Origin of the sequence: Chitinophaga sp. (assembly GCF_036569185.1) — a bacterium.
GTDB lineage: Bacteria > Bacteroidota > Bacteroidia > Chitinophagales > Chitinophagaceae > Chitinophaga.
On sequence record NZ_DATCRD010000369.1, the window covers coordinates 1 to 20366 of the forward strand.

Here is a 20366-nt window from a genome sequence, read left to right on the forward strand (position 1 = left end):
GGTGATACTGGGCCGGGGTAAACCACTGTTTGAAAATATCCGGGAAAAACACCGGCTCAAATTACTGGATGCAAAAGGTTTTACCTCAGGCGTTACTTTGCTGACCTATGAAAGGGCCCGCTGATACGATATCGTGAACGATACATTCACCTTGGCCGGTTATCCATATACTAATGATGGCAGGATAATAACGGATGAAGGCAGTTCCACCTACACCCGCATCAAAAATTAACCCTTGTACTCCCGGATTTAATCCCCACATTTGCAACGGGGATCAAACAACTTTACCATGAAGCCTGTTCAATCACCGGCGAAGCATACCGCCGTGGAAAAAATCCTTCGCAGTTATGATGAAACCACATCTGCGCTGGCCTTCCAGCTCCGGGATTTTCTGCTGCAACATCTTGACAACATTTCCGAACTGCCGGACAATACGGCAAATATCGTAGGCTATGGTTACGGACCCGGTTATAAAGAACTGATCTGTACCATCATGCTGTCTAAACAAGGCGTGAAGCTGGGCTTTTATAAAGGCACTGAGTTGCCCGATCCGGCACACCTGCTCACCGGATCAGGTAAAGTGCATAGATTTGTGGTGATCAGTTCTGCAAAAGATATACAGCAACCTGCCTTGAAAAATTTATTAAATGAAGCCCTCAAAGCTTACCACAAAAGGAAGGATGCGAATTAAGGGTGTTTCTTTTGTTAACCTCTGCCCGGGTGGCAAATAAATATTTACAATGACGGAACAGGTATTCACCATTGACACGGATGCAAAACTACTGGATATTGACACGGACAACAACGGCAATTATATCGCTATTACCGACCGGCACGAGGTGATCACGCCTTTGTTCCGGGTGCAGTTACCGATGGACCACAGATTTATCATGATCCGGCAGCTCAACAGCAGCTTATTCCTGGTAGTGTCGCTGGAAACCAAACGAACCATTAACATACGGATATACAACAATGAAGGCATCCTCCGGCAATCATTCTTTGCGGGGAATAGTATTGAAGATGTGCTTGTTTTTGAAGACAAAATTGTATGCACTTATTTTGATGAAGGCGTTTTTGGCGACGAAGGGCCCAATACGGAGGGGCTCGCCGTTTTTAATTTCCAGGGGCAAATGCTGTATGGCTTTAATTCCAATGCCAACTGGCTTATTGCTGATTGCTACTGCGCCTGTAAAATGAACGCGAATACGGTACTGTTTTACCCCTATGCAGATTTTCCGATGATAGCTTTAAACCTTAACACCTTTACCTGGGAACGGCATGAAACGCCCATCGAATTCCAGGGCGCGCATGTAATGAGTTACAACGCCGGCCAGGTGATACTGCACAGCACTTATAAAAACAAGGAGAATTTCTTCCTCTGGGATATGAAAGGAAACGATGTAAAAAAGGCTGGCGCTTTCAGCGGCCGGTTAAAAGGATTGGAGAATGGGAAATTCATGAGCTTTGGTAACAATGGCTTTAGTATTATTGATCCGCTGAACATCCCGGGATAACCGGTAACCAAAAAGTAACTGAATGACTTTATTTTGGCGGTATCTCCGCTAATCACTATGTTTGACATATAAAATATAAGCCTATATATGCGCCTCAAAAGTTTAACGATTGCAGTAAGTGCCACCGTACTTTTCGCCTGCAATTCCTCCAAAAAACAACATACTGAAGACAGTACCGCTGTACCCCAGGCCAACAACGCTGCGCCAGAACCTGCGCCGGCAGTCGCACCTGTTGCAGGCGCAGCATTTGACATCAACGCCATTCCCGTATCGGATAAACCACTGGGAGCGTTTCCTTATTTCAACCTGCCGGAGGGCTATAAGAATTACTCAAATAATAAGATAACGGATTTTGATGTGGCGCTTTACTGGGTAAAGGATCATTTCGAAAGACCGGAAGGGAAAATCTTTTATAACAGGATCTCTGCCAAAGAAGGGAAATCATACAGCGACCTGGAACTGGCCAGGAACCTGGAAGAAGTGATCAAGGGAGTTGGCGGGGTAAAAGTATCTGAAGTAAAAGTACCCGGGGATTCCGCTTATGCCATTCCGCAAAACAATAAGCTGAAATATATGGACGGTTATGGTTTCATCGGAAACGCCGTTACCACTACTTACCTGGTGCGTCGTGCCGACAGGAACATCTGGATACAGCTTACACCAACAGATGATGGTTCTTCCGCCGGTTGGATGATCCTGGAAACAAAACCTTTTAAAGCTACTGCCTCTCTTATCAAAGCGGAGGAAATAAAAAATGAGCTCGACACTAAAGGGCATATTGCCTTATATATCAACTTCGATACTGATAAGGCTACTATCAAACCTGAATCCCAGCCGGCCATCGATGAAATACAAAAACTACTGGCCGCTAATGCTGGTCTGAAAGTAGCTATTGAAGGCCATACTGATAATAGCGGCGATGCAGCCCACAACAAAAAGCTCTCGGAAGAAAGAGCAAATGCCGTAAAAGCCGCGTTAACCGCCAAAGACATTGATGCTGCAAGGATCCAGGCAAAAGGCCTTGGCGCTGATAAGCCCATCGCCGATAATAACAGTGAAGAAGGTAAAGCGAAAAACCGCAGGGTGGAGATCGTAAAAATATAACGTTGATAGTATGCTTAACAAAAAGCCTTCAGATCCTGTGATCTGAAGGCTTTTTATTTATCAGGTGAGCCTGGTTTAACTTACCATTGGAAGATACTTTTTCCGGTTTTCGATAATTACCCAGATATTAATGATCAGCAGCGGAAGCGCTATAGGTAACCCCGACGGCGAATAAATAAGATTGGTTAAAATTACGCCCACCATTACCGGGAGAATAATGATAGCGCCAAGTGCCCTGTATTTGTTAGTAATGAAAAGCACTCCCCCTATGACTTCAACAGCTCCTACAAGCGGCATCAGCCAGCTTATCTGCATAAAGGCGGTCATTAACTTTACTAAACTTTCAGGCATATCCTTTGGCACCGGCATGTAGTTGAAGAACTTATTCAACCCGGCATTAATGAACATAAGTCCGAACAGGAGACTTACTACAAATAGAATTTTGTTTTTCATAGCGTTTATTTACCCATAAAGATACATTTCATTTTTATTTGTTGTATAACAACAAAAGGTAAAGATGGTTGTCCTATTTTTTCAATGTTGGAAGCAATTCGTCCAGGTTGCCCAATGCCATTGTAAAACCTTCTTTGAAGCCCATCTTTATATGTGATTCCAGGTCAGACAGGTCGGGAAAAGTGATATGCACTTCCACTAGTGTTACGGCTCCTTCACTTGTAAAAGTTACCTCCCACTTTGATTCCGGGCCTGTTTTTAAAGTTCCCGCCTCATCCGTAAAAGTATCCAGGGCTATAAATTTCTTTTGATCCTGGATGCCGCTGTAATCCGCCGCCGCCCAGTGTTGTTCTCCTTCCGGCCCTACCATAGCATAATGCCAACGGCCACCTTCCCTGAAGTCCATCGTTTTTGTTCTGGCCTTCCAGGGCTTTGGGGCCCACCATTGATCCAGGATTTCACTTTTCGTATAGGCGTCCCATACCAAAGGAAGTGACGCTGCAAATTCTCTTTTTACGGTGATGGTTTTGTTTTCCTTGTTTACGGAAAAATCAAACGCTAAGTGCTTACTCATAGCTTATTGTTTTTAAGTGTTAACAGTACTTTGTCAAGTTCATTAAAACGACTCTCCCATATTTTTTTGAACTCCTCCAGCCATTTATCGATCTCCTGTATTTTAGCGCCATCCAACTGGTAAAAAATTTCCCGGCCTGCTTGTTCCTGTTTTACCAACTGGCATTCCGTTAATATTTTCAGATGCTTGGACACCGCCTGCCGGGTAATATCAAAATGCTCAGCAATTGCATTTGGCGTCATTGCCTGCGATGCAATCAGCAATATAATAGCCCTCCGGGTTGGGTCGGCAATCGCCTGGAAAACATCCCTTCTCATTTCTTCTGGTTTTATTTACGCAACCGTTCAGTTGCAAATATAAGCAACTAATCGGTTGCGCAAAATAATTCTTTGAAAAATAAGCGCGCAACATTAAGGTAGAAAAGCAATTATACTTTTCTAATACATTGATTGTGAGATAATAGAGATTTTATATCTGACAGATAAAAAAAGCTGGTCGGGAAACCAGCTGATGTTGAAATAAAGGTTTGATCCCCATGTCTAAGGTTCGGAATGCAGGAAAAAACCTTTCACGGGAAAGCCTGCTCCGCATCAACCCTCTATCATTTTCCTGATCATTACTATCGTAGTATTCCAATAGAAATTAAGATGATGATAGATAGTTGCTGTAGGAAAATTAGTGACCGTTAATGACAATAATGTTTGTTGGCCCTGCGGCTCAAACACAAACCGGATAATGGAATGGTTCTCTGGAGTATCGGGTAACCCCGATATGGAACTTAAAAAGTTATAACTAACTACCTGCCCCGGTGAGTACTCCAATACAATGCCTTTATTCTCAAACCTGGTATGATGAAACCCACTGATCACAACCGGAGATCCTACTTCCCAGGTGGTTTGTACATCCAGCTGCAGTTCAGGCCCGCCCATCCATGTTGTCATCAAAGCTGGATCTGTAACCGTGTTCCATACCTCTGCCACCGGGGCGTTGATGGTGATGTTTTTACTGATGATTGCTTCCATTCTATGATTTCAACCGGGTCATTTTTTTTATCAGGGAAATCTGTCCCAGGTGATAATGTGTATGCTCAATAACACCGAGCAGGTTACGGTAATAGCTTCCGTATCTGGGATCTGCGAAATCCTGGTGTAATATGGCATCATCCAGTTCATCAATGGCCGCAGCGAGTTGTTCTACCTCTGCAAAACTTTTGGCCACTAACTGCCGCCACTCTTCTTCAGAAGAAATCGGCGCCAGGTCAAAGCTGTATTTATCATGTGCATCTAAAGGATTGCCCCGCAACACATTTAAGATAGCGCCTACATAGTAGTTGATATGAAAAACAAGAACAGCGATCGTGTTCAGGTCCTGTACCTTTGTGGTGGCCTGCTTCCAGTCTACATCCGCCAATGTATCTTTCAGGTTTACACTGGTCCAGTTCCCTCCAAAGTGAACATCCCTGAAATGCTTTGATATTTGTTTAACTGAGCTCATAGTATTTATCTGATGAATCAGATAAAGATAGTAAAGAGATGATCACAAAAATTAAATAGCTTTAAGCACTTGAAATTACCTCCATGATAGAAAAAGCAGCAGAAGGCCGGGAAGAAACCTTTCGCGGTACCATACAGTTCCTGAAAAAAAGAGCAGCAGAAAGCAATGTGATCGTTACTCATGCGCAGATAGCAGGTAAGCTCAACATCTCATTAGACGAATTTAATACCTGCTATATAAGTGATGAGGCGGATGCTGAACTATTCCCGCTGCTTCGCTCGCAATACCCCGATCTCATCGGCAACACACAGATAATTCACATATGGTTTACCGAGGAAATCGAAGTTCCTGACCCACCGGGTCCATGGGATCCTGATGAAGAATAAAACTCAGAACGGGTGGTAACGCATCCCTCCGTCAACGGTAGCAACGGTGCCGGTAACATACCGTGCACGGGGCGATACCAGGAATGCCGCCATATTGGCCATATCCTGCGGCTCGCCAAAATCGCCCAGCGGGATTTCACGCTCCGCAAACTTCCGGCGCTCATCGCCGGGGAAATAAGGACGGATATTTTCGGTATCAATAAGCCCGGGCTGCAGGCAGTTGACCCTGATACCATACCGCCCCAGTTGCCCTGCCAGCTGTTTAGACCAGGCCACTACCGCCGCTTTGGCCACTGCCGAAACATTGAGGGTCCGCAATTCATAAGTACTGGTCAGGTTCAGGATAACGCCCTGTTTCCGCTCCATAAAATGGGGCAGTAATGCCTGCGTGAGTTGACGGTGGCGCTCAAAATCCAGGGTCATGGATTCCTTCCAGGGCTCTTCCGGTCCAACTACCTCCACCGGGCGACTACGCCCCGCATTGTTAACCAGGATATCTACATGACCCAGCGCCGCTAACGCTGCCGCTGCGATCTTCTGTGGCCCGTCCGGCGCCACGAAATCCTGGATCAGCGTTACCGGCTCCACTCCTCCTGCGGCCACTACCTCCGCTTTCAAACTATTGAGCAAATCCCCATTTCTGGCAACAGCCAACACCTTTACACCTTCAATGGCCAGTTCCCTTACAATGGCCCGGCCAATTCCCTGGCTGGCGCCTGTTACTACTGCTGTTTTTTCTTTCAGATACAGATCCATACTTTTTGTCTTGATAATGATGAATAAAATGATGCGTTATTCACGCTGAAAATTTCTTTGTAAAAGTAAAGGGCAGCATCTAATTTTATAGGTTATACAACCAATTGTACGGTACTAACAAACATGTAAGTAATGGCAACCAGGAAGAAAAACTCAACCTACTCCCGCAATGAAACCATCATTATTGAATGCGACCTTACCTACGCGGTGAACAAGATCGGGGGCAGATGGAAAATACTGATCCTGAGTAAACTGGAACAGAAAAAAATGCGGTTCAGTGAACTGAAGAAAGAATTTTTCTACATCACCGAGCGCATGCTAACTCTGCAGCTGCGGGCGCTGGAACAAGATGGTCTTGTAAAACGGACCGTATATGCGGAAGTGCCTCCACGGGTGGAATATGAGCTCACTGAAATGGCGGCGGAATTCGGCCCTATCTTCAAACAACTGAGCGCATGGGGCGGCAAACACCGGAAGCTGGTGAACAATCCCGATTAATTACCATACAAACACCGTTTATGGGACTGGACAGCGTAGAACTGCTGGTAACGTTTGAAAAATATTTCGGTATCACGATCCCCGATGCAGCAGCGGAAACGATCTTTACGGTACAGGATATGACTGATGTAATTGCAAAGCACCTGGATATTACGGACAATAGTGAAGATCTCAAAAACCGCATCTTCCAGCATATTAAAAACAGTACGCTGGTAAGGCCCGGCATACAATTTACGGATAACATCTCCGGCTATCTCTCCCCACAGGATCATACAACCTGGTCTGCCCTGGAACATCATTTACAGCTGGAGATTCCCCGGCCAAATACAAAAACCGGCCTGTTTGCTCCGCGGCGGGATTATGAATGGGCATCCATTACCGCCGGCCAGTTCACCAGCGTTATATGCGCACATAATTTCAGAACGCTTACAAACACCGCCAATATCAAAAGTAAATACGAAATATATATCATCGTGATGGGCATTACTGCAGATAAATTGGGGGTCGACTACTACGACATCCTGCCTGGCAAGTCTTTTACAGGCGATTTTGGTATCGATTAAGTCTCCATTTACATACATTATTTTATTTCACCATATACAATAAAATCGCTCATACTCAAAAAATAACACTTTCTTCACAAGCCGGAAGCAGCTTTTTTTCATTTCATATCAAACTTTTATTACTTTTGGCCCCCGAATGAGAGTAGCTGTATTTTTCGCATATTTGTGTTTCCTCCTGCTCAGGGGGGAGGGCTATGCTTTTACTGCAGCTCATCATAACAACCCTGACTCACCGCTTAAAAATCTTCAGCACCATCATCACATTAAATTCCTGGATACCAACCAGGATTATTCCAGTGTAAACAGCCCTGACCTGGAAGAAGATTGCCTGGTCAGTGAAGATAGAGATGAAGAAGATACCAATGATTTTTTTGCCAGGAAATACAGGTTGCTTACCAGTTATTACCGGGCGCTTCTCAGTCCGGACGATTTAAGTTATCTCCATAAATGCCATAAAGCCCCTCCACCCTTCCGGGGCTATCTTTCCGATATATACATTACACACAGCGTTTTAAGGATTTGATCATTCACCTGCATCAGTTACCGGAGTATGACCATGCGTGCCTGGCAGGATGATGTGTATCCTGCATTACCCTTCAGGCGTCATCCCGGCAACTGGTTCCGTTTATTGTCCATAGGCATCCCTGCCTTACGAGCTTACCATTGCTTTAATATTCATTTAATATCATGAACAGAATTGTCATGTTTGCGGGCTTGTTTTCCGTACTGTGCTACACAAGCTGTAAACCAAAAGAAGAAGTAAAAGAAGAAGCCGGCAAATTTACTGTTACCAGCCCGGCTAGGATTGACACTTCATTTACCAACGAGTATGTTTCACAGATAAAATCTGTAAGGAACATCGAAATCAGGGTACAGGAAAGAGGCTACCTCCAGAACATTTATGTGGATGAGGGCCAGTTCGTAAAAGCCGGTCAGCTGCTGTTCAGGATCATGCCGAAAATGTTTGAGGCAGAGCTCCAGAAAGCAGAAGCGGAAGTAAAAGCAGCCGAGATAGAACTGCAGAACACCAAAACCCTGGTCGACAAAAACATCGTTTCCAAAAACGAACAGGCAGTGGCACAAGCCAAGCTGGACCAGGCAAAAGCTGAAATGGCCCTGGCAAAACTGCACCTGTCGTTCACCGAAATCAGGGCGCCGTTTGATGGTACTATCGACCGTATCCCGTTCAAACTGGGAAGCGTTATTGACGAAGGCGGGCTGCTGACCAGCCTTTCAGACAACAGCCAGATGTTCGCCTACTTCAATGTGTCTGAACCGGAGTACCTCGACTATGCCACCAATGCGAAAAGCCGGGGCGATAATAAAGTAAGCCTGCTGCTGGCCAACAATCAACCGCTCCAGTACAAGGGCGAGGTGGAAACCATTGAAAGTGAATTTAACAACGAAACAGGAAACATCGCTTTCAGGGCCAGGTTCCCCAATCCGGATAAACTGCTGAGAAACGGGGAAACAGGCAAGGTACTGATGACTATCCCGCTTAAAAATGCGCTGGTCATTCCCCAGAAAGCCACCTACGAAATACAGGATAAACTGTATGTTTTCGTGGTAGATAACAACAACAAAGTAAGATCCAGGAACATCGCCATCCGTGGCCAGATGCCTGATATGTATGTGGTTGAAAACGGTCTTTCTGAAACCGATAAAATAGTACTTGAAGGTGTACAGAAGGTAAAAGACAATGACAAAATCAATTACGATTACCAAAAACCAGCCGAAGTGATTTCCCATCTGCGATTAAAAGCGGAATAGTCGTTCAAGTCCAAACCAGCCTAGTGCCATGCTTAATAAATTTATACAGCGACCGGTTCTGTCCATAGTAATATCGCTTATTATCGTCTTTCTCGGAATACTGGCCATCTCACAATTACCCGTAACACAGTTTCCGTCTATCTCGCCGCCAAAAGTGAATGTAACGGCAGAATATCCCGGGGCCAACGGCGAGTTAATGATCAAATCAGTGATCATCCCGCTGGAGAGAGCCATCAACGGCGTTCCCGGAATGAAATACATTGCCTCCGACGCCGGTAACGACGGTGAAGCCTCCCTGCAGGTGGTTTTCAATCTTGGTACCGATCCAAACCAGGCATCGTTAAACGTGCAAAACCGTGTAGCTTCGGTAGTAAACAAACTGCCGCCACTGGTAGTACGTGAAGGTGTTAAGATCACCCGCGAGGAATCTAACATGCTCATGTACATCAACCTTTACAGCGATGATCCGCAAACCGACCAGAAATTCCTTTTCAATTTCGCCGACATCAACATCTTATCGGAATTAAAAAGAGTAGATGGCGTTGGTTTCGCCGATATCCTCGGTAACCGTGAATACGCCATGAGGATCTGGCTGAAACCGGACCGTATGCTGGCGTATAAGATCTCTGCCGACGAAGTGATGAAAGCGCTGGGAGAACAAAGCCTGGAAGCATCTCCCGGTAAAACCGGCGAAAGCTCCGGTAAAAGATCCCAGACGTTTGAATATGTATTGAAATACCCGGGAAGGTTCACCAACAAGGAAGGATACGAAAACGTGATCCTCCGTTCCAGTCCCAACGGTGAAATACTCCGTCTGAAAGACGTAGCAGACGTGGAGTTCGGAAGCTCCATGTACGATATCTATTCCAACCTGAACGGTAAACCCTCTGCGGCCATTGTACTGAAACAATCGTATGGAAGTAATGCCAGCCAGGTAATTAAGGATGTAAAGGCGAAGATGAAAGAGATCAAAGCCAACTCCTTTCCTAAAGGAATGGATTATGAGATCAGTTATGACGTATCCAAGTTCCTCGACGCTTCTATTGAGAAAGTAATCCATACCCTGGTGGAAGCCTTTGTGCTGGTAGGTTTAGTGGTGTTCCTGTTCCTGGGCGACTGGCGCTCTACCATCATTCCTGCCATGGCGGTACCGGTATCGCTGATCGGAACATTTGTATTCATGCAGTTCCTGGGCATTACGCTGAACCTCATCACCCTCTTTGCATTGGTACTGGCCATTGGTGTGGTGGTAGATGATGCCATCGTGGTGATTGAAGCGGTGCATGCCAAAATGGAAGAGGAACATCTTTCCCCGTTAAAGGCTACCAAAAAAGCGATGCATGAAATTGCCGGGGCCATTATTGCCATTACCTTCCTGATGGCGGCGGTGTTTGTTCCGGTGGCCTTCATGTCCGGCCCTGTAGGGATCTTCTACCGTCAGTTTTCCATCACCATGGCTACTGCAATTATCCTTTCAGGCGTGGTAGCGCTTACGCTTACACCAGCGCTTTGCGCCATGATCCTGAAGAATACCCACGGGCAACCTAAAAAGCAAAACGTACTGGATAAATTCCTGACCGGCTTTAATAACTCCTTTAACCGGACCTCCGGAAAGTACCAGAAAATATTAGGATCCATCGTTAACCGCAGGGCGGTCACTTTTGGCGTGCTGGTAGCTTTCTGCGCAGGTATATGGTTTATGAACAAAACAGTTCCTTCGGGCTTCATTCCTAATGAAGACCAGGGGATGTTCTATGCCATTATCCAAACGCCGCCGGGGTCCTCGCTGGAAAGAACCAACCAGATCGCGGAAAAGCTGCAGAAAGTGGCAGAAGGCGTGGAAGGAGTGCAATCCGTTTCTTCCCTGGCAGGTTATGAGATCCTTACTGAAGGAACAGGCTCCAACTCAGGTACCTGTTTGATTAACCTGAAAAGCTGGGAAGACAGGAAACATTCTGTGCAGGAGATCATCAATGAACTGGAAGAAAAATCCAAAGACATTACCGGCGCCACCATTGAGTTCTTCCAGCCACCAGCAGTACCGGGTTATGGCGCTGCCGGCGGTTTTGAGCTTCGCCTGCTCGACAAAGCCGGATCGGGCGACTATAAAAAGATGGAAACAGTGAGCAGGGATTTTGTGAAAGAACTGAGCAAACGCAAGGAGCTGTCGTCGGTATTTACCTTTTACAGCGCCAGCTTCCCGCAGTATATGCTGAGGATCGATAATGACCTGGCACAGCAGAAAGGCGTAAGCATCGATAATGCCATGAACACGCTCTCCACCCTGGTGGGAAGTAACTACGAGATCAGCTTCATCAAATTTGACCGGCAGTATAAAGTGATCGTACAGGCATCGCCGCAATACAGGGCCCTGCCGGATGATATCCTTAAACTGTATGTGAAAAATGATCATGATGAAATGGTACCGTTCTCTGATTTTATGAAGATGGAAAAAGTATACGGGCTGTCGGAAATCACCCGGCACAACATGTACAACGCATCGGAGATCAGTGGGTCCGCCGCTCCCGGTTACAGTAGCGGTGAAGCCATTAAAGTGATCAGCGAAGTAGCGCAGAAGAGTTTACCCAGAGGGTTTGGGATCGACTGGGCAGGTATCTCGAAAGATGAGGTGGCACAGGGTAACCAGGCCATTTACATTTTCCTGATCTGTCTTGGTTTCGTATACCTGATCCTTGCCGCGCAATATGAAAGTTTTATCCTGCCGCTGGCGGTGATCCTTTCCTTGCCGCCGGGTATTTTCGGCGCGTTCTTCCTGCTGAAATTACTGGGACTGGAAAACAATATCTATGCGCAGGTAGCCATGGTAATGCTGATTGGCTTGCTGGGTAAAAACGCCGTGCTGATCGTAGAGTTTGCCGTGCAGAAACACAGCTCCGGAGCCACCGTGCTGAAAGCCGCCATGGAAGGCGCCAAGGTGAGGTTCCGTCCTATCCTGATGACTTCCTTCGCCTTCATTGCGGGGCTGATCCCATTGGTGATAGCCACCGGCCCTGGGCGGCTGGGTAACCGTACCATTGGTACTGCCGCTGCCGGCGGTATGCTTTTCGGAACCGTTTTCGGGGTATTGATCATTCCCGGGCTGTACTACATATTTGGCAAGCTGGCAGAAGGGCATGCGCTGGTGAAAGATGAAGAAGAGAATCCTTTAACAGAAGAAATTGATCACAATGTATAAATTCAGGATACATAGCGGCATTGGCCTGCTGAGCGCCTGCCTGGTCATTGCCAGCTGCAAGGTGCCGGCAGTGATGCCCACGGCAGGAAATACGGTGCCCACGTCTTTTGGCAACACCGGCGATTCCACCAATAATATATCAACCATCGAGTGGCGGAAATTTTTTACAGATCCCAACCTGGTAAGCTTGCTGGATACCGCCGTAAAGAATAACCAGGAGTTGATGGTGACCTTACAGGAAATTGAAATTGCAAGAAATGATATCCGTTCCAGGCATGCCGCATTGCTGCCGGTGGTTACCGCCAGGGCCGGCGCCGGTGTGGAGAAAGTAGGAAGATATACCAGCCAGGGCGCCGGTGATGCCTCAACCGAAATCACGCCCGGTAAAGAAATGCCGGATCCGCTGGGTGATTATGTGATTGGCGTTAATGCCAACTGGGAAATTGATATCTGGAAAAAACTGCACAACGCAAAAAAAGCAGCAGTAGCCAGGTACCTGTCTTCCATTGAAGGCAAAAACTTTGTGCTCACCAACCTGGTAGCGGAAGTAGCCAATTCCTATTACGAGCTGCTGGCGTTGGATAACCAGCTGGTGATCGTAAAACAAAATATCGATCTGCAAAAAAGTGCGCTGGAAATTGTAAAGATCCAGAAAGAAGCTACCAGGGCAACAGAACTGGCCGTGCAGAAATTTGAAGCAGAAGTATTGAATTCGCAAAGCCTGGAATTTGATATCCGCCAGAAGATCAAGGAAACAGAAAACAGGATCAACTTCCTGCTGGGCCGGTACCCGCAGGAGATCCCACGCGACAAAGGTAATTTCCTGGACGCTTTGCCTCCACAGGTAAACACGGGTATTCCTTCCCAGTTAATGGCTAACCGCCCCGACATTAAAAAGGCGGAACTGGACCTGGCTGCAGCAAAGCTGGATATAAAGGTGGCCCGTGCGGAATTCTATCCATCATTCGGTATTTCAGCCGGACTGGGATTCCAGGCCTTCAAGCCATCGTACCTGTTTAAGATGCCCGAGTCGCTGCTGTACTCGCTGGCCGGCGACCTGGCAGGACCGCTCATTAACCGGAACGCCATTAAAGCGGAGTTCAACAGCGCCAATGCCCGGCAGTTGCAGGCCATGTATAATTATGAGCGGACTATCCTGAATGCTTACTTTGAAGTATCTAACCAGTTGTCCAATATCAGCAATCTTGAACAGAGCTATAGCCTGAAATCAAAACAGGTAGATGCGCTGACAAGATCCATTAATATTTCGAACGACCTGTTCAAATCAGCCAGGGCCGACTACTTCGAAGTACTGATGACACAACGGGATGCGCTGGAAAAGAAACTGGAGCTGATAGAAACAAAAAAAGAACAGCTGAATGCCGTGGTGAATATTTACCGCGACTTAGGCGGTGGATGGAAGTGATAAGAGAAAGTAAAGAGCCGGCCCTGATAAGCCGGCTCTTTTATTTGAAAATGTTTAACCACGTGTAGATCTCTCCCCCAACATGCGCACATAGCCGATCATAGCAAAGAACAATACCAGGCAGAAAAAGCCGCATACCGCCACCGCCCATCCCGGCATATCCGGCCGCAGGCCCATAAAATACTGTACCAGCGCATAACCCAATGCACAAAACATGAACAGCATTCCTAAAGGCAAAATGAAGTACAGTAATAATTTCATCCCCAAACCAAAGTACCACTCCATTCTTACCTGCATGGAATACAGGATACCTCCCACAACAAAGTAGCCCATCACCAGCAGCATTACCACGCCGCCTCCTATCAGCAGGTATTTGCCGCTTGAAAATTCCTCTGCGCGATCCATGCCCGGCTCATAACCAACGGTAACTACTTCGCCTATTTCCCTTTTACCCGAAGAGGATACATCTGTTTCAATTTCTACCGGCCTGCCATCTTTCAATGTAAATGCAACTGTCGATTTGTACATAGTAGTGGTGCGGTTTGTTTTACTGTCGCGCGACTGGTAAGACGAAAGGCTGACCACCTTTCCCTTATAGCGGGGCAGTGTAAAGGATTTGACCACAAAGCTACCCAGGAAGCCGGCCAGTACGGAGGATAAGCTGAGCAGGCAAAACACCACCAGCGATATATAACCAATGCTGATGCAGCCAATGTTACCATCCCGGTTGTTCCGTTTTAAAATCTTTACGGCCATCAGTACCGATAAAACCATAAATGCTATTGCCACCCATCCATAACCGGTGATTTGTAGTAAGATGATTCCCATATTTGCTGTTGTTGAGGTTAACACCCGATAATCAAAGCGCAAAATAAGCAGGCTTTTTCACAACTCATTCAATACGTATCATTTTGATACTACTTGAAAAGATTAAGAAGGGCCTGCAGGAGCAGAATGGTCGCTATTTTGCATGCAGCCCGGTGGGCGCGTATCCAAAGTGTTTTTTAAATGCAAACGAAAAATGGGACAGGTTTTCGAAACCGGCTTCCACAAATACATCGATGGGTTTACGTTGTTTTTCTGTAAGCTGGTAATAGGCCAGTTCCAGCCGTTTTTGTGTAAGCCATTTTTGTGGCGTGGTGTTAAAGGCTTTTTTAAAATCGCGCCGGAAAGTAGCCAGACTGCGGCCGGTGAGGTAGCCGAATTTTTCCAGCGGCATGTTGAACATATAATTGCGCTGCATAAAATCCGTGAGGTTTATTTTGCCCGGCTCTTCGAAATCCGCCAGCAGGCTGTCCATATTTTTGTCGATGGTTCTCAGGATGGTGATGGCTTCCTCTGTTTTAAGCGCTGCAATGCTTTCCGGCAGGCCCGTTTCCAGGTCAAAGTAAGGGATCAATGAAGCAAAGCAACTTTCCAGTAAAGGATGTTTATCAAAGATCCGTATGCTTTTCAGGGGCGATGGCCTGCCGGGCGATGGCTGGTTTCGTTGATAAAAATCCTTCAGGCGCTCCGGTGTAAGATGCATGGCCACGGATTGATGAGGCTTTCCATCTTTCGGATAGTTGATCACCGTGGCCAGCTGGTTGCGTGGTATCAGGAAGATGTCGCCCGCATTAAACACATGTGTATTATCGGCCAGTACGATCTTCGTTTCTCCTGAAATGAACCACACCAGTATATGGTGCTCAAATACCACTTCGGTCCGGAAAAGCCTGCCGGTATACGTGGAGAGCTTAATGTGAGGCGTTATATATTTTGTTTCAAATTCCATGTACACACAATTTACAAAATAAAAGATCAGCCGGCTGTAAATACAACACCGGTCATTTGTTCGCTGAGCGCCCACAACCTGGCTGCATTGGCGGCATCTAACGAGTACGGCTGTACGCCTCTTAAAGATAAAGGATCATCATAGCTTTGAATAATATTGCCGTTATCCAGTTCAGCAACATCCGCGTTCTCACAATACACGCCGCCTATACCGTTTAGCTGGCTGCTGGTAGCGCACCACACCGTGGTAGCTGCGCCCTGCGGGATTGTTTTCAGTTTGGCGGCCACTTCCGGGAAAATATTTCCATTGGCATCATGGGTGCCCATTTGCTGAAACAGGGCCATTGGCGCCACACGCCCCAGGTCCGTACCATTTACAGAGCCCGGGTGCAGGGAAAAGGCCCTCACTCCTGCTGTTTTGCCCCGGTGGTCAAGCTCCACGGCAAACAGGTTGTTGGCTGTTTTCGATTGTCCGTATCCCTGTAATGTTTCATACTCACGCACCAGGAAATTCGGATCTTCAAAATTAAAGGGCGCCATCTGGTGGCCGTAAGAAGACACACTGATCACCCTGGCGCCATCTGCCTGTTTCAGGGCCGGCCAAAGTCTGGCTGTTAACTGGAAATGCCCCAGGTGGTTAGTAGAGAGCTGTGATTCATACCCCCGCTGATCCCGTTGCAGCGGTACCCACATAATGCCGGCGTTATTGATGAGAAGATGAAGGGGCTGCCCGGTACGGAGGAACTTTTCTGCGAATGCGTCTATGGATGCCGGGTCTGCCAGGTCCATGGCTTCAATGGTTACATTTTCCACGCCTGCCAGGTTCTTTATCGCCTTGCCGGTATCGCGGGCAGGCACCGTTACCTTAGCGCCTGCGGATGCCAGGGTTCTGACTGTTTCCAAACCTATTCCTGCATAGCCGCCGGTAACAATAGCCGTTTTACCGTGGAGGTCGATGCCCTTTATTACATCTGTTGTTGTTGAAAATGCGTTGAACCCCGAACCAATTGGTTGCTGCAATGCACCGTTGTAATTGTCTTTCATAATCATTGATTTTATGAAGCAAAGGTAAAAGCAGCGCAGCCAACCCACTTTGTTTAAAACGTCAAATTACTTTGTTCAAAGCGTCAAAAAAAGTTTACCTCCCTAAAACATACTGATCATCTTCCATCTATATAAAATTTATTATCAACTAATAATGATCACGGATACCATTTGCACCAACTTGCACCTGGTTTGAACAGCCATCTATCACGGAAAAGGGTAGCTTACCGGATCTAAATAAGTAATCTATGTACAGGCTATTTATCATCGTATGTTTTTTATGCTTCATTCAAACAGGATCAGCAGCGCAAACTATTTTTGTGGATCCGGTAAACGGTAAGGATCATGCAACAGGTACCATAAAAGATCCCCTGGCAGGTATTGACAAAGCAGTGGCGCTCGCCAGCGGTTTTTCAGGGAAAGAGCCGGTTACCATAAAGCTCGCTCCGGGGCTGTATTTACTTACACGGCAGCTCCTGATATCTCCCTTTGATATAAAAAATGATACGATGCCCTATACCATTGAAGCGGCTATCCTGCCGGGCGACAGCGGCTGGCTGCCCTCCAGTATGCCGGTGATACAATCTGTTTCTCCCAACAATAAAAACTACGGGCATTTCGATCATTGCATTGGCATCCAGGTGGAGAGGAATAATACCTGTTTTAAAGGATTAAAATTCCTGGGCAATACTCATCCTGCTGTGGTATACTACTATGCCATTGAAAGGCACAGGCCGGAACTGAAAGATATGAAGATATCGCAATGCTATTTTATAGGCAGTAAAAATGCAGCGCCTATGCAGGGCGCCGTGTTTGCCCAGGGAAGCGGTATTAAAATAGATCATTGTATCTTTTATGAATGCAGGAACGCGCTTTTGCTGTTCCTGTCGGTAAACGGTTTTTCCCTTACCAATTCTATTATCTATGGGGCTTATGAAGGCGCTGTATGGTTCGGCAAATATTCAGACTTTGTTTTCAGGGATAATATTATCGCTAACAATCACTGCTTCTGGGTAGGTATGAAAGATTACCAACCGCATTATGTTTTCAGCAACTCCCTCATTACAGGCAATACGATTGATATGGGGTTGAATAATAACGGGGTCATTGAAAAAGACAGATCGGATATCCTGGCAACAGGTACTATACAACGGTCAGGCAAAGTGCTGCTGAATGAGATTGACAAAGACACTATTCCCGTGAATTACCTGCACCCGTCGCCCGCTTCCGCCGGCAGGGATATTCCCGCGGGAATAATAAAAACCGGTCGCTGATGTCCGTTTCCGGACACCTGCCGCCCATACATGAACAATTATCAAAAATTGCTATACATAACCGGATATGCTGTGCGCCGCCCTGATGTGGCAGCTTTATTGCGGGCAGCTTCACATAACATCGCTATTATGAGTCATATTGTAATTCCTATTCCACCACTTCCGGGCAAACAGGAGATTGAAGTGGAGGTAACTATCAACAACCAGAAGCAGCAGTTGCACTACCGGGTGGAGCTATTTTACTGGGATGATTGTTCCAATCCCATGGGGCACCGGGCAGATTGTATCAGCGAAATGCTTTCCCATCACGATCCTGAATGGATGGTATATTATATCGGCGCGCCTACCGATAAGTTTGTGCCGATCACTTTTGTGAGCAGGGAGAGCAGGAAATTATTGCAGATGCCTAAAGTGTAGGCACCGGTAAGATGTTTGTCAATTTCCCTGGCAGCTTTGCGCAGATGGCTTTGTCTGCGGGCAGCATGGAGTCGTTGTAGGCTTTGATTTCCTCGTGCATATCACAAGTTTTTTGAAATAGGATCTATTCTACAAAATGCCAGCATACACCAGCGATATCGATAATATTTACTTCTTTCCCGTACGGTTGCTGTGTTATCTCCCCGATACGGATGCCGAACTTTTCCGGCAGTTGCCGGCCTATAACAAAGCTTCTGAATTCATGGACATCAGCCGTTTATCCTTAGAGGTAACCATTTACAGGTTTTCCTCCGGCGGCGCGGCCTTTCTCCACGATAGACCAGCCTTTCATATACTTATTCTGCTTATATTTACTGCGAGGAATAATTACACTTAGTTATAGCAGATCTGACATCCATGTAGTAATATGAGTAACACCGTTGTTAATCAGGCCCGGCTGGAATATCTATTTAATAAATATTACGAAATACTGTGTCAGTTTTCTTATAGTATTGTCAAAAATAATGATATCTCAAAAGATATTGTGCAGGATTTCTTTATAAAATACTGGGAAAAATACCAACACCTGGATCAACCCAATAATTTTGAAGCCTATGCTTATGTGTCGGTTAAAAACAGGAGCCTTAATTATCTGGAAAGCGAACAGGTAAAACAACGTCACAAACAGGGTATTGAACAATCACTTTACAGTGATGATTACCTGCAACATCCTAACAATGAAAATGAAGCGTACAGGACCAGGCTGTTAAAGGCCATCAGCCAGTTACCGGAACAAAGGCGCAGGGTTTTTACCATGAGTGCCGTAGAAGGGCGAAAGTATGCAGATATTGCTATAGAACTGGGCATTTCCATCAATACAGTAAAAACCCAGATCAGGAAAGCCTATATGTTTCTCCGGAAGAACTGTGGGCCGGTGTCTATCCTGCTTTTGATCACCGGTTATATAGTGATCACCCTTTTTTCATTTTCAACTGTCATAATATAATGTAATGGATAAGCGAAAAAAAGATAACGGAATAGACTGGGAAAAGATCCATCATCTGCTGGATGAACAAAGTGCACCTGCCGCTCCGGGGGAGATGAACGGGGAAGAACGCGAATTACTGAAGGAAATCGTGGAGATGCGCGCACAGGCCGGCCACCTGAAGGGATGGGAAGGTGTGAATACTGCTGAAGACCTGATTAAACTGAGGGCAAGGTTATCCCTGCCCGGGGCTGCTACTCCCGTAATATCCCTACAACGCCGTATAATGCGTTATGCCGCCATTATATGCCTGCCATTAGCGGTGGCCGGCGCCACCTGGCTGGCGCTGAAACAAAACAAGCATCAATCTCCTCCATCCACTAATTTTATTACCAGGGAAACGCCTGCCAATTATACCGATCCCCTCACCCTGCCGGATGGCACCAGAGTATGGCTGAATACAGCCTCCCGTTTATATTATCCTGCCGCCTTTACCGGTAAGGCCAGGGAAGTGACCATGACAGGGGAAGCATACTTCGAAGTAGCACATAATACCCAACAGCCTTTTATTGTTAAAGTGAATAAACAGGTAATACAGGTATTAGGCACCTCATTTAATATAAACGCTTATGGAAAACACATCCTCACCACGCTGACACAGGGTAAGATATCGGTAGGAATAGCAGGTCAGCCAGCTACTACCCAATACCTGCTCCCGGGGCAACAGGCGGACCTGGACACGCTCAGCAATGTATTACGGTTAAGTGCAGGCAACCGGGAAACTGCAACAGCATGGAAGGAAGGGAAAATAGCATTTACCAACGCTTCGCTGGAAGATATTATGCAACAACTGGGCTTTATCTATCATTACAACATTATCTTTATCAATAAACAACCAGGTGAGCTCCATTACAATATACCGTTGATGGACAGGCCTCCGCATATTTTCCCGCTACTGGACCTTATTAAGGCGACCACCACCCGTCCCGTAAATTTTAGTATTGACTCCTCACAAAGGATTATTGAAATCAGGTAATATTTATTTATCTTTAGCCACAACAGCGAGCAATTTTAGTCTAAACAGCCAGTCAACAGCACATTTTTTGTTATCCAATATGATTACATTAGTTTGATGTACC

General features: G+C 46.3%; 24 protein-coding genes. 15 read left to right on the plus strand and 9 right to left on the minus strand.

Annotated features, from left to right (window positions below):
* Positions 1-289 precede the first annotated feature (289 nt).
* The 3 genes from VIM72_RS28000 (at position 290) to VIM72_RS28010 (ending at position 2618) form a co-directional block, all read left to right on the plus strand.
* Positions 290-691 (plus strand): DUF1801 domain-containing protein, encoded by a 402-nt coding sequence (locus VIM72_RS28000; protein WP_332006111.1) that lies wholly within the window; start codon positions 290-292, stop codon positions 689-691.
* Positions 692-740: 49 nt separating this feature from the next.
* Positions 741-1514: a hypothetical protein gene (locus VIM72_RS28005; protein WP_332006112.1), complete on the plus strand. Its 774-nt coding sequence runs from the start codon at positions 741-743 to the stop codon at positions 1512-1514.
* A gap of 87 nt (positions 1515-1601) precedes the next feature.
* Positions 1602-2618 (plus strand): OmpA family protein, encoded by a 1017-nt coding sequence (locus VIM72_RS28010; protein ID WP_332006113.1) that lies wholly within the window; start codon positions 1602-1604, stop codon positions 2616-2618.
* A gap of 75 nt (positions 2619-2693) precedes the next feature.
* Here VIM72_RS28010 and VIM72_RS28015 read toward each other — a convergent pair whose 3' ends face one another.
* The 5 genes from VIM72_RS28015 to VIM72_RS28035 all read right to left on the minus strand — a co-directional run bounded on the left by VIM72_RS28015 (position 2694) and on the right by VIM72_RS28035 (position 5139).
* On the minus strand, positions 2694-3071 hold the full coding sequence (locus VIM72_RS28015; protein WP_332006114.1) for a DoxX family protein: 378 nt from the start codon (positions 3069-3071) through the stop codon (positions 2694-2696).
* 73 nt (positions 3072-3144) lie between these two features.
* On the minus strand, positions 3145-3645 hold the full coding sequence (locus VIM72_RS28020; protein ID WP_332006115.1) for an SRPBCC domain-containing protein: 501 nt from the start codon (positions 3643-3645) through the stop codon (positions 3145-3147).
* On the minus strand, positions 3642-3962 hold the full coding sequence (locus VIM72_RS28025; protein ID WP_332006116.1) for a metalloregulator ArsR/SmtB family transcription factor: 321 nt from the start codon (positions 3960-3962) through the stop codon (positions 3642-3644). The genes VIM72_RS28020 and VIM72_RS28025 overlap by 4 nt, the downstream gene beginning before the upstream one ends.
* Before the next feature lie 273 nt (positions 3963-4235).
* Positions 4236-4667, minus strand: a complete 432-nt coding sequence (locus tag VIM72_RS28030; RefSeq protein ID WP_332006117.1) for an SRPBCC domain-containing protein — start codon at positions 4665-4667, stop codon at positions 4236-4238.
* A 1-nt stretch (position 4668) separates the two neighbouring features.
* Positions 4669-5139 carry a DinB family protein gene (locus VIM72_RS28035; RefSeq protein ID WP_332006118.1) on the minus strand — a complete coding sequence of 157 codons (471 nt, stop codon included), beginning with the start codon at positions 5137-5139 and terminating at the stop codon, positions 4669-4671.
* 83 nt (positions 5140-5222) lie between these two features.
* Here VIM72_RS28035 and VIM72_RS28040 point away from each other — a divergent pair, with 83 nt between their 5' ends.
* Complete coding sequence (locus VIM72_RS28040) at positions 5223-5525, plus strand: hypothetical protein (protein ID WP_332006119.1); 303 nt, start codon at positions 5223-5225, stop codon at positions 5523-5525.
* Between the two features lie 3 nt (positions 5526-5528).
* On the opposite strand, the gene VIM72_RS28045 is transcribed toward VIM72_RS28040, so the two are convergent.
* Complete coding sequence (locus VIM72_RS28045; protein ID WP_332006120.1) at positions 5529-6281, minus strand: SDR family NAD(P)-dependent oxidoreductase; 753 nt, start codon at positions 6279-6281, stop codon at positions 5529-5531.
* A gap of 132 nt (positions 6282-6413) precedes the next feature.
* Between VIM72_RS28045 and VIM72_RS28050 the strand changes: the two genes are divergently transcribed.
* From VIM72_RS28050 to VIM72_RS28075, 6 genes are all read left to right on the plus strand, one after another.
* On the plus strand, positions 6414-6779 hold the full coding sequence (locus VIM72_RS28050; RefSeq protein WP_332006121.1) for a helix-turn-helix domain-containing protein: 366 nt from the start codon (positions 6414-6416) through the stop codon (positions 6777-6779).
* Positions 6737-7342, plus strand: coding sequence for a hypothetical protein (locus VIM72_RS28055; RefSeq protein WP_332006122.1), 606 nt, complete (start codon positions 6737-6739; stop codon positions 7340-7342). The genes VIM72_RS28050 and VIM72_RS28055 overlap by 43 nt, the downstream gene beginning before the upstream one ends.
* Positions 7343-7478: 136 nt before the next feature.
* A complete protein-coding gene (locus tag VIM72_RS28060) occupies positions 7479-7865 on the plus strand; it encodes a hypothetical protein (protein WP_332006123.1) in 387 nt (128 codons plus the stop codon).
* Positions 7866-8029: 164 nt separating this feature from the next.
* Positions 8030-9112, plus strand: coding sequence for an efflux RND transporter periplasmic adaptor subunit (locus tag VIM72_RS28065; RefSeq protein ID WP_332006124.1), 1083 nt, complete (start codon positions 8030-8032; stop codon positions 9110-9112).
* A 28-nt stretch (positions 9113-9140) separates the two neighbouring features.
* On the plus strand, positions 9141-12308 hold the full coding sequence (locus VIM72_RS28070; RefSeq protein WP_332006125.1) for an efflux RND transporter permease subunit: 3168 nt from the start codon (positions 9141-9143) through the stop codon (positions 12306-12308).
* Positions 12301-13734: a TolC family protein gene (locus VIM72_RS28075; RefSeq protein ID WP_332006126.1), complete on the plus strand. Its 1434-nt coding sequence runs from the start codon at positions 12301-12303 to the stop codon at positions 13732-13734. The genes VIM72_RS28070 and VIM72_RS28075 overlap by 8 nt, the downstream gene beginning before the upstream one ends.
* Positions 13735-13788: 54 nt before the next feature.
* Here the strand turns inward: VIM72_RS28075 and VIM72_RS28080 are convergent, their stop codons facing one another.
* The 3 genes from VIM72_RS28080 to VIM72_RS28090 form a co-directional block, all read right to left on the minus strand.
* On the minus strand, positions 13789-14562 hold the full coding sequence (locus VIM72_RS28080) for a hypothetical protein (RefSeq protein ID WP_332006127.1): 774 nt from the start codon (positions 14560-14562) through the stop codon (positions 13789-13791).
* 133 nt (positions 14563-14695) lie between these two features.
* A complete protein-coding gene (locus VIM72_RS28085) occupies positions 14696-15508 on the minus strand; it encodes a helix-turn-helix domain-containing protein (protein ID WP_332006128.1) in 813 nt (270 codons plus the stop codon).
* A gap of 26 nt (positions 15509-15534) precedes the next feature.
* Positions 15535-16551 (minus strand): SDR family NAD(P)-dependent oxidoreductase, encoded by a 1017-nt coding sequence (locus VIM72_RS28090; protein WP_332006129.1) that lies wholly within the window; start codon positions 16549-16551, stop codon positions 15535-15537.
* 248 nt (positions 16552-16799) lie between these two features.
* Here VIM72_RS28090 and VIM72_RS28095 point away from each other — a divergent pair, with 248 nt between their 5' ends.
* From VIM72_RS28095 to VIM72_RS28115, 5 genes are all read left to right on the plus strand, one after another.
* A complete protein-coding gene (locus tag VIM72_RS28095) occupies positions 16800-17825 on the plus strand; it encodes a right-handed parallel beta-helix repeat-containing protein (protein ID WP_332006130.1) in 1026 nt (341 codons plus the stop codon).
* A 129-nt stretch (positions 17826-17954) separates the two neighbouring features.
* On the plus strand, positions 17955-18242 hold the full coding sequence (locus tag VIM72_RS28100) for a hypothetical protein (protein ID WP_332006131.1): 288 nt from the start codon (positions 17955-17957) through the stop codon (positions 18240-18242).
* Between the two features lie 136 nt (positions 18243-18378).
* Complete coding sequence (locus tag VIM72_RS28105) at positions 18379-18639, plus strand: hypothetical protein (RefSeq protein ID WP_332006132.1); 261 nt, start codon at positions 18379-18381, stop codon at positions 18637-18639.
* A gap of 30 nt (positions 18640-18669) precedes the next feature.
* The gene (locus VIM72_RS28110) at positions 18670-19248 is read left to right on the plus strand and encodes an RNA polymerase sigma-70 factor (protein ID WP_332006133.1); all 579 of its coding nucleotides are present in this window, start codon (positions 18670-18672) and stop codon (positions 19246-19248) included.
* Positions 19249-19252: 4 nt separating this feature from the next.
* A complete protein-coding gene (locus VIM72_RS28115) occupies positions 19253-20263 on the plus strand; it encodes a FecR family protein (protein ID WP_332006134.1) in 1011 nt (336 codons plus the stop codon).
* Positions 20264-20366: the final 103 nt, after the last annotated feature.

What these genes read in the sequence shown, in the direction of transcription:
- VIM72_RS28110 (WP_332006133.1), top strand. Translation starts at nt 18,670, where the DNA reads ATGAGTAACACCGTTGTTAATCAGGCCCGGCTGGAATATCTATTTAAT.
- VIM72_RS28005 (WP_332006112.1), top strand. Translation starts at nt 741, where the DNA reads ATGACGGAACAGGTATTCACCATTGACACGGATGCAAAACTACTGGAT.
- VIM72_RS28100 (WP_332006131.1), top strand. Translation starts at nt 17,955, where the DNA reads ATGAGTCATATTGTAATTCCTATTCCACCACTTCCGGGCAAACAGGAG.
- VIM72_RS28115 (WP_332006134.1), top strand. Translation starts at nt 19,253, where the DNA reads ATGGATAAGCGAAAAAAAGATAACGGAATAGACTGGGAAAAGATCCAT.
- VIM72_RS28000 (WP_332006111.1), top strand. Translation starts at nt 290, where the DNA reads ATGAAGCCTGTTCAATCACCGGCGAAGCATACCGCCGTGGAAAAAATC.
- VIM72_RS28060 (WP_332006123.1), top strand. Translation starts at nt 7,479, where the DNA reads ATGAGAGTAGCTGTATTTTTCGCATATTTGTGTTTCCTCCTGCTCAGG.
- VIM72_RS28010 (WP_332006113.1), top strand. Translation starts at nt 1,602, where the DNA reads ATGCGCCTCAAAAGTTTAACGATTGCAGTAAGTGCCACCGTACTTTTC.
- VIM72_RS28095 (WP_332006130.1), top strand. Translation starts at nt 16,800, where the DNA reads ATGTACAGGCTATTTATCATCGTATGTTTTTTATGCTTCATTCAAACA.
- VIM72_RS28075 (WP_332006126.1), top strand. Translation starts at nt 12,301, where the DNA reads ATGTATAAATTCAGGATACATAGCGGCATTGGCCTGCTGAGCGCCTGC.
- VIM72_RS28055 (WP_332006122.1), top strand. Translation starts at nt 6,737, where the DNA reads ATGGGGCGGCAAACACCGGAAGCTGGTGAACAATCCCGATTAATTACC.
- VIM72_RS28020 (WP_332006115.1), bottom strand. Translation starts at nt 3,645, where the DNA reads ATGAGTAAGCACTTAGCGTTTGATTTTTCCGTAAACAAGGAAAACAAA.
- VIM72_RS28015 (WP_332006114.1), bottom strand. Translation starts at nt 3,071, where the DNA reads ATGAAAAACAAAATTCTATTTGTAGTAAGTCTCCTGTTCGGACTTATG.
- VIM72_RS28030 (WP_332006117.1), bottom strand. Translation starts at nt 4,667, where the DNA reads ATGGAAGCAATCATCAGTAAAAACATCACCATCAACGCCCCGGTGGCA.
- VIM72_RS28035 (WP_332006118.1), bottom strand. Translation starts at nt 5,139, where the DNA reads ATGAGCTCAGTTAAACAAATATCAAAGCATTTCAGGGATGTTCACTTT.
- VIM72_RS28090 (WP_332006129.1), bottom strand. Translation starts at nt 16,551, where the DNA reads ATGAAAGACAATTACAACGGTGCATTGCAGCAACCAATTGGTTCGGGG.
- VIM72_RS28025 (WP_332006116.1), bottom strand. Translation starts at nt 3,962, where the DNA reads ATGAGAAGGGATGTTTTCCAGGCGATTGCCGACCCAACCCGGAGGGCT.
- VIM72_RS28070 (WP_332006125.1), top strand. Translation starts at nt 9,141, where the DNA reads ATGCTTAATAAATTTATACAGCGACCGGTTCTGTCCATAGTAATATCG.
- VIM72_RS28085 (WP_332006128.1), bottom strand. Translation starts at nt 15,508, where the DNA reads ATGGAATTTGAAACAAAATATATAACGCCTCACATTAAGCTCTCCACG.
- VIM72_RS28040 (WP_332006119.1), top strand. Translation starts at nt 5,223, where the DNA reads ATGATAGAAAAAGCAGCAGAAGGCCGGGAAGAAACCTTTCGCGGTACC.
- VIM72_RS28045 (WP_332006120.1), bottom strand. Translation starts at nt 6,281, where the DNA reads ATGGATCTGTATCTGAAAGAAAAAACAGCAGTAGTAACAGGCGCCAGC.
- VIM72_RS28050 (WP_332006121.1), top strand. Translation starts at nt 6,414, where the DNA reads ATGGCAACCAGGAAGAAAAACTCAACCTACTCCCGCAATGAAACCATC.
- VIM72_RS28105 (WP_332006132.1), top strand. Translation starts at nt 18,379, where the DNA reads ATGCCAGCATACACCAGCGATATCGATAATATTTACTTCTTTCCCGTA.
- VIM72_RS28080 (WP_332006127.1), bottom strand. Translation starts at nt 14,562, where the DNA reads ATGGGAATCATCTTACTACAAATCACCGGTTATGGATGGGTGGCAATA.
- VIM72_RS28065 (WP_332006124.1), top strand. Translation starts at nt 8,030, where the DNA reads ATGAACAGAATTGTCATGTTTGCGGGCTTGTTTTCCGTACTGTGCTAC.